General features: G+C 64.8%; 13 protein-coding genes. 4 read left to right on the top strand and 9 right to left on the bottom strand.

Annotated elements, in window-relative coordinates; all coding sequences use genetic code 11:
• Position 1: 1 nt before the first annotated feature.
• Positions 2-964 carry a carbon-nitrogen hydrolase family protein gene (locus AB3147_RS05685; protein WP_367351539.1) on the bottom strand — a complete coding sequence of 321 codons (963 nt, stop codon included), beginning with the start codon at positions 962-964 and terminating at the stop codon, positions 2-4.
• Between the two features lie 33 nt (positions 965-997).
• On the bottom strand, positions 998-2650 hold the full coding sequence (locus AB3147_RS05680; RefSeq protein WP_191577666.1) for an MFS transporter: 1653 nt from the start codon (positions 2648-2650) through the stop codon (positions 998-1000).
• A gap of 161 nt (positions 2651-2811) precedes the next feature.
• Between AB3147_RS05680 and AB3147_RS05675 the strand changes: the two genes are divergently transcribed.
• Positions 2812-3660, top strand: coding sequence for an IclR family transcriptional regulator (locus tag AB3147_RS05675; protein WP_218344878.1), 849 nt, complete (start codon positions 2812-2814; stop codon positions 3658-3660).
• Between the two features lie 3 nt (positions 3661-3663).
• Here AB3147_RS05675 and AB3147_RS05670 read toward each other — a convergent pair whose 3' ends face one another.
• Both AB3147_RS05670 and AB3147_RS05665 read right to left on the bottom strand, forming a co-directional pair.
• Positions 3664-4644: a Bug family tripartite tricarboxylate transporter substrate binding protein gene (locus AB3147_RS05670; RefSeq protein WP_175137231.1), complete on the bottom strand. Its 981-nt coding sequence runs from the start codon at positions 4642-4644 to the stop codon at positions 3664-3666.
• 214 nt (positions 4645-4858) lie between these two features.
• Entirely contained in the window at positions 4859-5986 is a 1128-nt protein-coding gene (locus AB3147_RS05665; RefSeq protein WP_105237620.1) for a mandelate racemase/muconate lactonizing enzyme family protein, read from the bottom strand.
• A 160-nt stretch (positions 5987-6146) separates the two neighbouring features.
• On the opposite strand from AB3147_RS05665, the gene AB3147_RS05660 reads away from it, so the two are divergent.
• Positions 6147-7049 carry a LysR family transcriptional regulator gene (locus AB3147_RS05660; RefSeq protein WP_367351538.1) on the top strand — a complete coding sequence of 301 codons (903 nt, stop codon included), beginning with the start codon at positions 6147-6149 and terminating at the stop codon, positions 7047-7049.
• On the opposite strand, the gene AB3147_RS05655 is transcribed toward AB3147_RS05660, so the two are convergent.
• Positions 7046-8236 carry an amidohydrolase family protein gene (locus AB3147_RS05655; protein ID WP_367351537.1) on the bottom strand — a complete coding sequence of 397 codons (1191 nt, stop codon included), beginning with the start codon at positions 8234-8236 and terminating at the stop codon, positions 7046-7048. The two genes, AB3147_RS05660 and AB3147_RS05655, sit on opposite strands and share 4 nt — an antisense overlap.
• A 1-nt stretch (position 8237) precedes the next feature.
• Entirely contained in the window at positions 8238-8435 is a 198-nt protein-coding gene (locus tag AB3147_RS05650) for a hypothetical protein (RefSeq protein WP_056568607.1), read from the bottom strand.
• Positions 8436-8631: 196 nt separating this feature from the next.
• On the opposite strand from AB3147_RS05650, the gene AB3147_RS05645 reads away from it, so the two are divergent.
• Positions 8632-9144 (top strand): ASCH domain-containing protein, encoded by a 513-nt coding sequence (locus AB3147_RS05645; RefSeq protein WP_175123123.1) that lies wholly within the window; start codon positions 8632-8634, stop codon positions 9142-9144.
• A 295-nt stretch (positions 9145-9439) separates the two neighbouring features.
• Complete coding sequence (locus AB3147_RS05640; protein WP_218344881.1) at positions 9440-9772, top strand: virulence factor; 333 nt, start codon at positions 9440-9442, stop codon at positions 9770-9772.
• A 231-nt stretch (positions 9773-10003) separates the two neighbouring features.
• Here the strand turns inward: AB3147_RS05640 and AB3147_RS05635 are convergent, their stop codons facing one another.
• From AB3147_RS05635 to AB3147_RS05625, 3 genes are all read right to left on the bottom strand, one after another.
• Positions 10004-10252 (bottom strand): hypothetical protein, encoded by a 249-nt coding sequence (locus tag AB3147_RS05635; protein WP_175123125.1) that lies wholly within the window; start codon positions 10250-10252, stop codon positions 10004-10006.
• A gap of 233 nt (positions 10253-10485) precedes the next feature.
• Positions 10486-11832, bottom strand: coding sequence for a serine--tRNA ligase (gene serS, locus AB3147_RS05630; RefSeq protein ID WP_175137226.1), 1347 nt, complete (start codon positions 11830-11832; stop codon positions 10486-10488).
• A 45-nt stretch (positions 11833-11877) separates the two neighbouring features.
• Positions 11878-13218 (bottom strand): replication-associated recombination protein A, encoded by a 1341-nt coding sequence (locus AB3147_RS05625; RefSeq protein WP_056568621.1) that lies wholly within the window; start codon positions 13216-13218, stop codon positions 11878-11880.
• Positions 13219-13275 lie beyond the last annotated feature (57 nt).

Here is a 13275-nt window from a genome sequence, read left to right as displayed (position 1 = left end):
ATCATGCCTCCTGCTGCCCGGCGGCGGCGCCCGTGGCCGAGACCGCGCGCTTTTCACGGGTGTCCACCTGAAGCTGGAAGACGTCGGGGCGGGCGTAGTGCCCGGACACGTCGAAGTCGTACTTGCCGCGCAGGATCTGGTTGGGTTCGATGTCGGCGTACAGGATGGTCTCTTCCGAGAAATCCGGACCGGCCAGCACCTCGCCCAGCGGACCGATGATGGCGCTGCCGCCGCGCATCAGGACCGTGTCCGGCGCGTCGCCCAACGCGCATTCGAAGTCCTCGGGGTAGGCGCTGCGGCGCAGGTGCTGGCACGCGGTCAGCACGTAGCAGCGCCCTTCCAGCGCAATGTGGCGCATGCTGGGCACCCAGGTGTCGCGATCGTCCGCCGTGGGTGCGCAATACAGCGCGACGCCCTGGCTGTACATGTACATGCGCAGCATGGGCATGTAGTTTTCCCAGCAGATCACCGCGCCGATCTTGCCGTAGGGGGTGTCGATGACGGGCATGGTGGACCCGTCGCCGAAACCCCAGATCAGGCGTTCCCCAGCGGTCGGCATCAGCTTGCGATGCTTGCCCGCCAGGCCGGCCTGGCCGTTGAAATACAGCACGGTGCAGTACAGCGTGCCGCCGTCGGCCTCGATGCAACCCATCACCACGAAGCTGTCGGTGTCGGCCGCGGCCTGCGCCACCAGCGCGACCTCCTCGTCGTCCAGGCGGATGGCCTGCTGATGATAGGCGGCAAAGGCGTCGCGGCCTTCGGGCTTGCGCATCCCGATGGGAGCGCCGAAGGAATTGCCCTTGGGATATCCCCCCAGGAAGGCTTCGGGAAACACCTGTACCCGGGCGCCCTGCTCGGCTGCCTGCCGGATCAGCGCGGCGGCCTTTTCGGCGCAAGCCATGCTGTCGGTGGGAATGGACGCCGCCTGGATGACGGCGGCCTTGAAGGTCTTTTGCATGGACATATCTATGCTCGCTTCCTTTTTGTCTCGTTGTTGTCAGTGGGCCGGATCTTCGTCGATGGCCTTCGCACGCGTGTTGGGCAGCAGCAGGCTGCCGATGACGCCCACGACCACCATCACCGCCACCGGGTACATCAGGCCGCCGAAGATATTGCCGCTGGCCTGCGCCAGGTACGTGGCGGTAAAGGGCACGATACCGCCAAAAATGCCCGCGCCGATGTGATACGGGAACGACAGCGCCGTGTAGCGGATGCGCGCCGGGAACAATTCAACCAGATAGGACGCGACCGGGCCATAGACCATCGCGACGACGGCCGTCATCAGCACCAGGATCAGGATGATCGTGGCGCGGTCGATGCGCGCGGGATCCGCCTTCTCCGGATAGCCGGCCGCCGTCAGCGCCTTGGCGTAGGCCGCGCGGTCAAAGCCGTTGACGGTGGCGCCGCCCACGCTCATCGCAATTTCCTGCCCCGGGATCGGCGCGGCATATTCAAAGTTGATGCCCTTGCCGACCAGGAATTTCTTGGCCTGCACGCACACCTTCTTGTGGTCGGCATGGCTGCCGATCATGGCGGCCTGCAATCCGAAGTCGCACGCGCCGCCGCTGGTGTCGGCATGCACGCGGACCGGCGTGGTCTGCATGGCCTGCGCCAGCGCCGGATTGCCGGCATTGAGCAGCACGTTGAACATCGCGTGGTAACCCACGGCGCCGATGAACAGGCCGGCCATCATGATCCACTTGCGGCCCACCTTATCCGACAGCCAGCCGAACAGCACAAAGGTCGGCGCGCCGATGATGAAGCCGATCAGGATCAGCCGGTAGACAGTGGTCTGATCAAGCTGCACGGCCTGCTGCAGGAAGATCATCACGTAGAACTGCCCGGTGAAATAGGTGGCGCCCTGGCCGGCGGTGACGCCGATCAGCGCCAGCAGCACGAGGCGCAGGCTGGGCCATTGGCCAAACGTTTCCTTGACCGGGTTCTTCGACAGGCGGTTCTGCTGCTTCATGCGCGTGAAGACGGGCGATTCGTGCAGCTTGGCGCGCACGTAGATCGAAATGGCCAGCATCACGATCGACAGAATGAACGGCAGACGCCAGCCCCACTGGCGGAAGTCCTCGGCGCTCATCGAGGCCTGGACGAGCAGGATGACGACCAGCGACAGGATCAGGCCGGCCGACGAGGTGATCTGGATCCATCCGGTCAGGAGCCCCCGGCGCCGCGGTTCGCAGTGTTCGGCAACGTAGATCACCGCGCCGCCGTATTCGCCGCCCACCGCCAGGCCCTGCACGACCCGCAGCGTCAGCAGCAGGATCCAGGACAGGTGGCCCGCCGTTTCATAGGTCGGCAGGCAGCCGATCAGCACGGTGGCGCCGCCCATCATGACGACGGTGATCAGGAAGGTGTATTTGCGGCCCAGCTTGTCGCCCAGGTAGCCGAACATCACCGCGCCCAGCGGCCGGATGATGAAGCCCACGGCCAGTGCGCCCAGGGCGGCCAAGAGCGCGACGGTGGGGTTGTCCTGCGGAAAGAGGACCTGGCTCATGAAGACAGCCAGCGTTCCGTAGATGAAAAAGTCATACCACTCGAACAGCGTGCCCAGCGTCGAGGCGACCACGACCTGACGTTCTTCCTTGCGGCTCAGCGTCGGCCCGGCGTCGAGCCTGGGCATTGCGACATTTGCTTCCATGCTTGCTTTCCCCTGTCGTTTTAGATTGATAGTGCTGTACGCATTAACTATTATCAAAGCTAAGCCCGGACGGCAAAAAGCTAGGGGAAACCCGGCGCGGACTGGAAAAGCGGGGAAAAGGCCGCTGCTACACTGCCGCCACGCACACTGTGGAGGCAGCAATGGCAAGGCCCGCCGGCAAGATTGAAAAGAATTCGGAACAGGCGCCGGCCACGGCGCGCAGGGGCATCCAGTCGATCGAGGTGGGGTTCCGGATCCTGGACGTCATCCGCAAGACCGGCCGCCCGATGCCGCTCAAGGAAATCGCTGACGCCTGTGCGCTGACGGTGCCCAACGTCCACTATTACCTGGTGAGCTTCCAGAAAGTGGGCGTGGTGCAGCAGCACGCCGACACCGGCCACTACGGCCTGGGTCCGTATGCGTTGCGGCTGGGGCTGGCCGCGCTGGAGCAATTCGACGTGTTCACGACGGCGCGCCCGATCATGGCCGAGGTGGCCGCGGCCACGGGTCACACGGTGTTCCTGGGCGTGTGGGGCAACAAGGGCCCCACGATTGTCTACCGCGTCGAAGGCAGCCGCAGCCGGCCGCTGCTCGAATTGCGCGTGGGCACGGTGATGCCGCTGCTGTCGTCCGCGCTGGGCCGAAATTTCCTGGCGCACCTGCCCGATGCGCTGACCCGCGAGCTGCTGGAACAGGAGCTGGCCTCATCCGTGCCCGAAAGCCACGGCGGCACCGCCGGCAATGCCTACACGATGGCGGACGTGCAGGCCATTCGCGACGAAGTGCAGAAGCACCACATCAGCCGCTGCCGCCACGCGCTGCTGCCGCATTTCACGTCGTTGTCCGCGCCCATCTTCGACATGCTGGGCGAAATGAAGGCCGCCATCACACTGATGGGACCGGTCGGCGCGGTGGACGACGACCTGGAATCCGAAACCGCGCGCCTGCTCAGCGAAAAAGCCCGCTCGATCTCGGCGACGGCGGGCTGGGTGGATCCTGAGGCGCGGTAAGCGCTACCCCTCCGCCACGATCTTCGCGTCCTGGATTGTCTTCGCGTACTTCTGCTGTTCGCTCTTCATGAATTCGGCAAAGCGCTGCACGCCCCCGCCGCCGTCTTCCGCGCCCACCTGCGCCAGTTTCTCCTGCACGTCCGGCATCGCCAGCACCTGGTCGATGTCGCGGTTCATGCGCTGGACCATGGCGGCAGGCATACCGCCCGGGCCGACCATACCGAACCAGATGCTGGCCTCGAATCCCGGATAGCCCTGCTCGGCCACCGTCGGCACATTGGGCTGGCTCTTGGAACGCTTCTGCAGCGTCTGGGCCAGCGCGATGACCTTGCCGGACTGGATCAGCGGCGTGGCGGTGGTCATTCCCTCGAAGCAATATTGCACGTGGCCGCCCAGCAGGTCGTTCATCAGCGGCGCCGATCCCTTGTACGGCACGTGCAGCACGTCGATGCCGGCGCGCGCCTTGAAGATTTCCAGCGCCAGATGCTGCGCGGATCCGCTGCCCGCAGATCCGAACACGATCTTGCCGGGCTGCGCGCGGCATAGCTGGACGAGTTCGGGCAACGTCTTGGCCGGCTGGCTGGCGCCGCCGATCAAAATGGTGGGCGTCTTGCCGACCAGCGCGATGGGCGTGAAGTCCTTGTCCACCGAATACGCCAGCTTGGGCTGCAGGCCGGGCGCGATGCCATGGCTGTTCACGTGCGCCATCAGCAGCGTGTTGCCGTCGCCGGGCTGGCGGGCGACCTGCTCGGCCGCAATGATGCCCGCCGCACCCGCGCGGTTTTCGACGATGACGGGCATATTCCACAGCACGCCGAGCTTCTGCCCCAGCAGCCGGGCCAGCACGTCCGTGCCGCCGCCCGCGGGAAACCCCACCACGATCTTCACCGGCCCGGAGGGCATGTCCTGCGCCCGCGCCGCCGACGGCAGCACAAGGGCCGCCCCCAGCGCCGCGGCGCTGGTCATGAATTGCCTACGTTGCATCGTTGTCTCCTCGCGCGCCGGTCCGACGGCCGGCAACTGGTTATGTGGAACTGCCTGCCGCTGTTGCATCCGGCCGTCTGACGCGGCCTGGATGCGGACCTTCGGGTACTACGCCTGCATGAACCGGCGCCGCTGCCGCATGTGCACGGCATGCAACCTTTGCGCGGCGCCGGTCGACGAGCCTGATGGAAGACGGGCCTAATGGAAGACGGGCCTAACGGGCGACGCGCGTCCACTTGCCGAAGCGTTCGACCATGCGCTCGTCAAAGCCGAACCCCAGACCCGGCTCCTGATGCAGAATCACGCGGCCCTGCTTGTGGGTCAGTTGGCGGTCGACCAGCTTGCGGAAATTCAGGACCTGATCGTCCCAGAAGAATTCGACATAGCGCGCATTGGGCGTGGCCGCGACCAGCGGCGCATGCACGTCGTGGAACCAGTGCGGGCACACGACCACGCCGTAGCTGGCTGCGGTGGCGGCGATACGCTTCCATTCGGTGATGCCGCCGCAAACCGCCGCATCCGTCTGCAGGATGCCCGCCGCGCCCTTGTCCAGCAGTTCCTTGTGATACCAGCGGCCGTAGCCGATCTCGGCGGTGGCTATCGGTAGATGCGTCAGGCGCGCCAACTTGGCGTGGCTGTCGATGTCATCCGGACTGAACGGTTCTTCGATGAAGTACGGCTCGTATTGTTCGAAGCGGCGGATGTATTGCATGGCCTGCGTCACGTCCTGCCAGGCGTTGTTGCAGTCCATCATCAGCTCGACGTCCGGACCCACGGCTTCGCGCGCGGCCTTCAGGCGCGCTTCTTCCTCGCGCGGCGACAGGCGGCCGGTCTTCATCTTGACGGCGCCAAACCCCTTGGCCACGTAGCTGGCCATTTCCTCGCCGAGATGCTGCGGGGTCTTGCCATCGAGGTAGTAGCCGCCGCTGGCGTAGGCCGGCACGGATTCCAGTTCGACCGCGCCCAGGAACTTGTGCAGGGGCAGGCCCGCGGTCTTGGCGTTCAGGTCCCACAGTGCGATGTCCAGCGCGCTCAACGCGCGCATCACCGTGCCTTGGCGGCCTTGCAGCAGCGCTTCCTGATACATGGATTGCCACAACCCTTCGACCGCGTGCGAATCCTTGCCGAGCAGCACGGGGCCCAAGAGGCTCTGGACGGCGGCCTCGAAGATCGCGCCGCCGGCGCTGCCGACGTAGCAGAAGCCGATGCCCTCCACGCCATCGGTGGAGCGCACCTTGACCAGGCCGTAGTGGCGGGTGGACACGGTGCGGTTGGAAAACGAGGTGACCTTATCCAGAGGCACCGCCGCGGCGCATACGTCTATGGATTCAATGATGGGCACGGGTGGCTCCTTGAAAGCAGTGAAATCGACTGGACCGATCGGCGCGCCGCGCGCTGCCTGATCGCCTGGACGTATTCTTCTCCGGACCAAAGAAAACAACAATTATCTTCACGCATCTTTAGAATATGGAAAAACCATTTTCTGAAAAGGGCGCTCGGCTTTGGATTCGCGCTTTCTACAGACCTATGTGCATGTGGTGGAACTCGGCTCCATCGCCCAGGCCGCCCGGCATCAGGGGCTGACACCGGCCACGGTGCAGCAGCGGTTGCGTGCGCTGGAGGCGGACGTGGGCAGCGCACTGATTGCGCGCTCGGGCCGCACGGTCAAACCCACGCCCGCCGGCGTTCGCATCCTGGAACGCGCGCGCGCCATCCTGCGCGACGTGCGTGACCTGCGCTCGGCCGCGTCGGACACGGACCTGCCGGCCGGCCCCTTGCGGCTGGGCGCCACCCCCACCGCCTTGACCGGCATCATGCCGCCGGTGCTGCGCACGTGGGTGACCCGGCATCCGGGCATCGAGATCTACATAGAACCGGCGCCGACCACGCTGCTGTACAGCAAGGTGCTGTCGGGCGAACTGGACGGCGCGCTGCTGGTGCACCCGCTGTTTCCCATTCCCAAGACCTGCGCGTGGCGCGACTTGCGGCACGAGCCCCTGGTGCTGGTCACCCCCGCCGACATGAAGGTCGACGACCCCTTGGCCGTCATCGCCCGGGAGCCGTATATCTGCTACGACCGCAGCGTGGTGGGCGGCAAGATGGCGGACGACTACCTGCGCGCGCGCAGCCTGCGTCCGCGCGTCCGCTTTGAACTGGACGGCATCGAGTCCATTGCCAAACTGGTCGCCGAAAGGTTGGGTGTCGCGCTGCTGCCCGATTGGGCCAGTACGGGCACGCCGTCCGCGCACGTCAAACGCTGGCCGCTGCCCGAACCTTGTCCGGTCAGGACGGTGGGCGCGATCTGGTTGCGCTCCGGCGTGCGTTCGGAATTGATGCGGGCGTTTGTGGAATTGGCCGAGTCGCAACTCGGCCTGGGCGCCGCGGCCGCGCAGCGCGCCCGCTAGGCGATGGCGTCTTCGCCGTTGCGCGCCACGACCACGCCGCTGGACACCACCAGGCGCCGGGGCGTGCGCTGCACCACGGCTTGGGCAATGCAACTGGCGTCGGCCAACACCAGGTCGGCACGCGCGCCGGGGGCCAGGCCGTAATCCGCAAACCCGCAGGCGCGGGCTGCCGCGCGGGTCACGCATTCAAACGCCCACTCGATCTCGTCGTCGCGGCGCAGATCGTTGCGCAGCCCGATCAGCGCGGCGCGTTCCAGCATGTCCGGGCTGCCGTACGGCGTCCAGGTGTCCCGGATGCCGTCGTTGCCGCCAAAAAGCGTCACGGCCGCCTCGCGGCAGGCGCGCACTGCGGGCACCGGCCGCGATGCCGGCGCGGTGGTCAGCAGGGCCACGTCCAGCAACGCCAGCCGCCGAAGCAGCCCGTTCAAACGAGCGGCGTCGAGGGCGCCCAGACAGAACGCGTGGCTGATCACGACCTTGCCTTTCATGTCCAGCGCCTGCACCCGGTCGAGGATCAGCTCCAGCGTGAAGGCGCCGAGTTCGCCGGGTTCGTGCAGATGAATGTCGACCGGTTTGCCATGCTTGTCGGCCAGGCCGAACAGCACGTCCAGGGATTTCACGGGGTCGCGGTCGATGGCGGATGGGTCCAGTCCGCCCAGCACGTCCGCCCCGCCGGCAAGTGCCTGGTCCAGCAGCTCGGCCGTGCCGGCACGGGCCAAGAGACCGGATTGCGGAAAGGCCACTGTCTGGATTTCGACGCGGCCGGCCAGCGCCTGCCGCGTGGCATGCACGCCTTCCAGATGCTTCAACCCGGCGTCGGTGTCGACGTCAACGTGGGTGCGGATCCGCGTCGTGCCCGCCCGCAGAAATGCGAGCGCCAATGCGTGCGAGTGGCTGGCGGCGTCATGTGCCGTGGCGGCGCGCCAGTTGCGTTCGTTGTCGATGCGATCGGTGAGGGACGGTCCGACCTTGTTCACGTACCAGGCGGAACCCCAGGTGGTCTTGTCCAGATGGGTGTGGCCCTCGATGAGGGCGGGCAGCAGCAAGGCGCCCCCGCCGTCTTCGACGTTTACGCCGGGATCGGCATGGAGACCCGGTCCGATCCGCAGGATGCGGCCGCCGCGCACCAGGACGTCAACGCCCTCGCCTTGTGCCGTGCGGACGTTCTTGAGGAGCAGATCCGCCATCTCAGACTTGAGGCGGCTCGATCCAGAAGAAGCGTTCGCCTTGCCGGACCATGTCGGCGACGCCTTCGGCGCCGATGCGATAGTCCGTGCCCATGAGCGTGGCGCCGCCGTCTTCATGAATATGGATGACGGCCAGCGGGTCGTTGGCCATGGTGTACCAGTAGTAACCGGGCTTGAGATTGTGGAGGTCGGTAGTCATTGGTCGAGTATACAAATAACGCCCAGGCGTTTTCAAAAAGACAACACATATGAAGCGCCCTACCTGACAGGTAAGTCGTGACACGTCATACTCCGCATGCGGAGCTTGAGCAAGTCTCAAGCAGGTGGCACGTGCCGGCCCCGGCCATAACAGCAATAAGCGCGCAAGCGTTCATCGCGAGGGATACAGCTAGCACATGAAACGGCAGTTACTTCAATTCAGCGAACCGCTCAAGCAAGCCATTCTGGATGGCGCCAAGGTGCAAAGCCGGCGCATCCTCAAGCCGCAGCCGTCCAAGTTCACCACGGTCTGGTATGCGGACGCCGCGGATTCCGGAAGATGGGTGGCCATGGGACCGTCACCGGATAAGCCTTCCGAATTGCGCAAGACTTCGAGCTGGGTCAGGTGCCCCTATGGCAAATCAGGCGAAACCATCATCCTGGCCGATGAAGCGGGCTCGCCTTTTGCCAGCGCCGTCGTCGTGGGCGTACGCATTCAGCGGCTACAGAACCTGACCGAGGCCGACGCGCGTGCCGAAGGCACGCAGTCGCTTTATCAGAGTTCCGCGCTATTGCCGGGCGTGCCTCTGCAGACTGCGTTCGCGCTGATGTGGTGCGAACGTTATGGCGCACATGCGTGGGCGGCCAATCCCTGGGTATGGGTGGTCGAATACCGCCAGACGACGCCTTACAACAAGTCGGACTACTAGCCGGCTGGTGTGCCGCAACAACACCGGTACGGCTGCACGCCTGCAGTTAGTGTCCAGCTGTAACACCAGCCCTCCGCTTCAGTTAATTCCATCCTATTTCAATCGACTTCAATCGCGAACTCGCCAGAGCGGGCGCCCGCTGCCGCAGTGCAGCAGGCGCACCCACTTGAAAACGGGGGCGGTTGCGGATTGTCGCCATTGCGGCCGGGATGCTTACGAATAGCTTGCGCAAACCGCCGAAAATAGCACCAACGAATACTCAACTTTGCTGCGTCTCGCAGCAGGCAGGTGCAAGATGAAAAAATGGCTTATTGCAGGTGTCGGTGCCGCGGGTCTGCTGATTTCCAGCGTCGCCCTGGCCCGCGTGGACGTTGGTATCTCGATCGGCGTTCCAGGCGTCGTCTACCCCGCACCCGTCTACGTGGCCCCGGCGCCGGTGTACGTCGCACCGCCCCCACCGGTGTATTACCGTCCTGCACCGGTTTATGTCGCGCCGCCCGTCGTTTACCCGGGGCCGGTGTATTACGGTGGCGGCCGCTATTACGACCGCCGCGAATGGCGAGGCCCGGGACCCCGCCACGGCCATTACCGCGGCCACGGCCATGGACATGGGCGCGACCGTCACTGAATATGCCCGGCGGCAAAAGCAAAGGCCACTCTTGCGAGTGGCCTTTTTTCGTCGGGGCAATGTCCGGTGCCCCGCGCGATGACCTGTCAGGCAGCGGGGGCCTGGACGGGTTTTGCGGCCAGCGAGGCCGGTTGTTGCAATACCGGTTTGGCCTTTTCATCGGCCCAACGCGGCGATTCCTGAACGAGATCAATCCAGCGGCGCGGCGCACTGGACGCCCGCCACCAACCATTATGCGGACGCATGAGCAAACTCCGGTTCACCGTTGAAACGCACACCATTGATGCCCTGAAACAGATGACGGCTTTCCTGTTCTGCTTCGTGCAATTCAGCGAAGGGCGGCTGTCCCGGCACGGTCCAGCATTTTTCGGGTGCGGTACCGCCAATTCGGCGGGTCCATATTTGCACCCGATAGCCCTGCTCGTCTTCCTTTGCCACAGAGCATCTCACACGAAAATCTCCAATCATTCTTGAAGTCATGGACAACTCCTTGTTATATAAGTGAATGAAGCGTGTAGAACGCCGGTGTATTGTGCCGTAACTATCCGGCCCTTTTATGCCAAATACACAATTGCTCACATCAAAAATCAAGCACTCACGCGAGCACGATAGCGTTCCAAAACGACAGGAATATGTCGGCAATGATAAAAAAAAACGGAGCCCGAAGGCTCCGTCTTTTTATCAGCCATATGGCCGATGGACGTGCGGCAATATCAGGGCTTGAGTACCGAAATACCACCCATGTACGGCTGCAGCGCTTCCGGAATCAGCACACTGCCGTCGGCCTGCTGGTGATTTTCCAGCACGGCGACCAACGCACGCCCCACCGCCAATCCCGAACCGTTCAGCGTGTGCACGTATTCCGGCTTGCCTTGGGCATTGCGGAAACGCGCCTGCATGCGGCGGGCCTGGAAGGTTTCGCAGTTGGACACCGAAGAGATCTCGCGCCACGTGTTTTGCGCCGGCAGCCAGACTTCCAGGTCATAGGTCTTGGCCGAACCAAAGCCCATGTCGCCCGTGCACAGCAGCACGACGCGGTAAGGCAGGTTCAGCAACTGCAGCACGCGCTCGGCGTGGCCGACCATTTCTTCCAGCGCGTCGTACGACTGGTCCGGCTGCGTGATCTGCACCATTTCAACCTTGTCGAACTGGTGCTGACGGATCATGCCGCGGGTGTCGCGGCCGCCGCTGCCGGCTTCGGAGCGGAAGCACGGCGTGTGGGCAGTAAGCTTGAGCGGCAGATCGGCGGCTGCCTGGATCGCGCCGCTGGCCACGCTGGTCAGCGTGATTTCCGACGTGGAGATCAGGTATTGGTCTTCACGCACATACGGCTTGCCCTGGTCGTCGACCTTGGGATCGTCGTCGCCGCCGCCCTTGGAGACCGCGAACATGTCGTCCTTGAACTTGGGCAACTGACCCGTGCCGTACAGCGTCGAGGCATTGACGATGTAGGGGGTGTAGCACTCGGTATAGCCGTGGGTGCCGGTTTGCAGGTCCAGCATGAACTGCGCCAGCGCGCGGTGCAGGCGGGCGATGGGGCCGCGCATGAACGAAAAGCGCGCGCCCGACAGCTTGGCGGCCATGTCGAAGTCCAGGCCCAGCGGTTCGCCCAGCGACACGTGATCGCGCGCTTCGAAGGCCAGCGCAGGCGGGTTGCCGTCAGCGCCCGCTTCGCCAGGCAGCCAGCGGCGCACCTCGACGTTGTCGTCGGCGGATTCGCCCAGCGGCACGCTGGCGTGCGGCAGGTTCGGCACCGACATCAGCAGGTCGTTGAGCGGCTGCTGCAGGGCGGCCAGCTCTTCCTCGAGCTGCTTCAGGCGCTCGGGCACGGCTTGCGATTCCGCCATGACGGCGCTGGCGTCCTCGCCCTTGGCCTTCAGTTGGCCGATCTGCTTGGCCAGCGCATTGCGGCGGGCTTGCAGGGACTCGGTCTCGGTCTGGACGGCCTTGCGGCGAGACTCCAGGTCGTTGAACCGTTCCGTGTCGAAGGCGACGCCGCGGGTCTTGAGGCGGTCTACGACGGTTTGCAGGTCTTTACGCAGCAGTATCGGGTCTAGCATGGTGAGGTCGGTGAGGTTGCAAAAAAGGTGGCGGGACTTTGCCCGTCACCGGTTCTTGGCGCGTTCCTGCGCGTCCAGCTCGCGCAGGAATGCCAGCTTCTGCTGGATTTTAGCCTCCAGGCCGCGATCGGTCGGCCGATAGAAGGAAGGCTTGAGTCCGTCAGGAAAATATTGCTCGCCCGCGGCGTAGCCGTGGGGCTCGTCGTGCGCGTAGCGATAGGCCTTGCCGTGGCCCAGCTGTTTCATCAGTTTGGTCGGCGCGTTGCGCAGGTGGATGGGCACCGGCGCGCTGCCGTGTTCCGCCGCGAACTTGCGGGCCTGGTTGTACGCGTTGTAGACGGCGTTGGACTTGGCGGCACACGCCATGTAGACCACGGCCTGCGCCAGCGCGAGCTCGCCTTCGGGGGAACCGAGGCGCTCGTAGATGTCGGCGCCGTTTACCGCCAGGTCCGTGGCGCGGGGGTCGGCCAGGCCGATGTCTTCGACCGCCATGCGCACCAGGCGCCGCGACAGGTACTTGGGATCGGCGCCGCCGTCGATCATGCGGCAGAACCAGTACAGCGCCGCGTCCGGATTGGAGCCGCGGACCGACTTGTGCAACGCGCTGATCTGATCGTAGAAGGCGTCGCCACCCTTGTCGAAGCGGCGCAGATTCTGCGACAGGGAAATTTCGAGCCAGGCCGCATCCACCGTGTCGCGTCCGGCGGACTGCGCCGATTCGGCCACGACTTCCACCGCGCTGATCAGCCGGCGCGCATCGCCATCGGCCCAGGCGGCCAGTTGCTCGCGCGCGTCGGGTTCGATGCGGATCGCCGCGCCGTCGTCTTGTCCTTCGTTGAGCGCCTGCACGGCGCGGTCAACCAGCTGCTGCAGCTCTTCGGCCGTCAGCGACTGCAGCACGTAGACGCGTGCCCGCGACAGCAATGCCGAATTGACTTCGAACGAAGGGTTTTCAGTGGTCGCGCCAATGAACGTGAACAATCCGCTTTCGACATACGGCAGGAAAGCATCCTGCTGCGCCTTGTTGAAGCGGTGAACCTCGTCAACGAAAAGGATCGTGCGGCGGCCCTGGCCTTGCGCGATCTGCGCCACCGTCACAGCGTCGCGGATGTCCTTCACGCCGCCAAGCACGGCCGAGATGGCGATGAACTGCGCGTCAAAGCCGTCGGCCATCAGACGCGCCAGCGTGGTCTTGCCCACGCCCGGTGGCCCCCAGAAGATCATGGAGTGCGGACGGCCGGATTCGAAGGCGACGCGCAGCGGCTTGTCGGGTCCCAGCAGATGCGACTGGCCGACCACGTCGGCCAGGGTGCGGGGACGCAGGCGTTCGGCCAGGGGAACGTAAGGCCGATGCGCAGGATCGGCCGCGAAGAGATCGTTGCTCATTGGCAGCAGATGAAGGAATACAGCAAGGATTTCAAGCCTGCATTACACCATGTCCGG

The organism is Achromobacter animicus, from assembly GCF_040775605.1.
GTDB classification, from domain to species: domain Bacteria; phylum Pseudomonadota; class Gammaproteobacteria; order Burkholderiales; family Burkholderiaceae_B; genus Achromobacter; species Achromobacter animicus.
Note: the sequence above shows the minus strand (reverse complement) of the source record. Positions and strands in the feature narration are given on the sequence as shown.

Coding starts and splice junctions, on each gene's coding strand:
- AB3147_RS05655 (WP_367351537.1), bottom strand. CDS start 8,236: ATGGCGGATCTGCTCCTCAAGAACGTCCGCACGGCACAAGGCGAGGGC.
- AB3147_RS05650 (WP_056568607.1), bottom strand. CDS start 8,435: ATGACTACCGACCTCCACAATCTCAAGCCCGGTTACTACTGGTACACC.
- serS (WP_175137226.1), bottom strand. CDS start 11,832: ATGCTAGACCCGATACTGCTGCGTAAAGACCTGCAAACCGTCGTAGAC.
- AB3147_RS05670 (WP_175137231.1), bottom strand. CDS start 4,644: ATGCAACGTAGGCAATTCATGACCAGCGCCGCGGCGCTGGGGGCGGCC.
- AB3147_RS05635 (WP_175123125.1), bottom strand. CDS start 10,252: ATGACTTCAAGAATGATTGGAGATTTTCGTGTGAGATGCTCTGTGGCA.
- AB3147_RS05625 (WP_056568621.1), bottom strand. CDS start 13,218: ATGAGCAACGATCTCTTCGCGGCCGATCCTGCGCATCGGCCTTACGTT.
- AB3147_RS05685 (WP_367351539.1), bottom strand. CDS start 964: ATGTCCATGCAAAAGACCTTCAAGGCCGCCGTCATCCAGGCGGCGTCC.
- AB3147_RS05675 (WP_218344878.1), top strand. CDS start 2,812: ATGGCAAGGCCCGCCGGCAAGATTGAAAAGAATTCGGAACAGGCGCCG.
- AB3147_RS05640 (WP_218344881.1), top strand. CDS start 9,440: ATGAAAAAATGGCTTATTGCAGGTGTCGGTGCCGCGGGTCTGCTGATT.
- AB3147_RS05680 (WP_191577666.1), bottom strand. CDS start 2,650: ATGGAAGCAAATGTCGCAATGCCCAGGCTCGACGCCGGGCCGACGCTG.
- AB3147_RS05645 (WP_175123123.1), top strand. CDS start 8,632: ATGAAACGGCAGTTACTTCAATTCAGCGAACCGCTCAAGCAAGCCATT.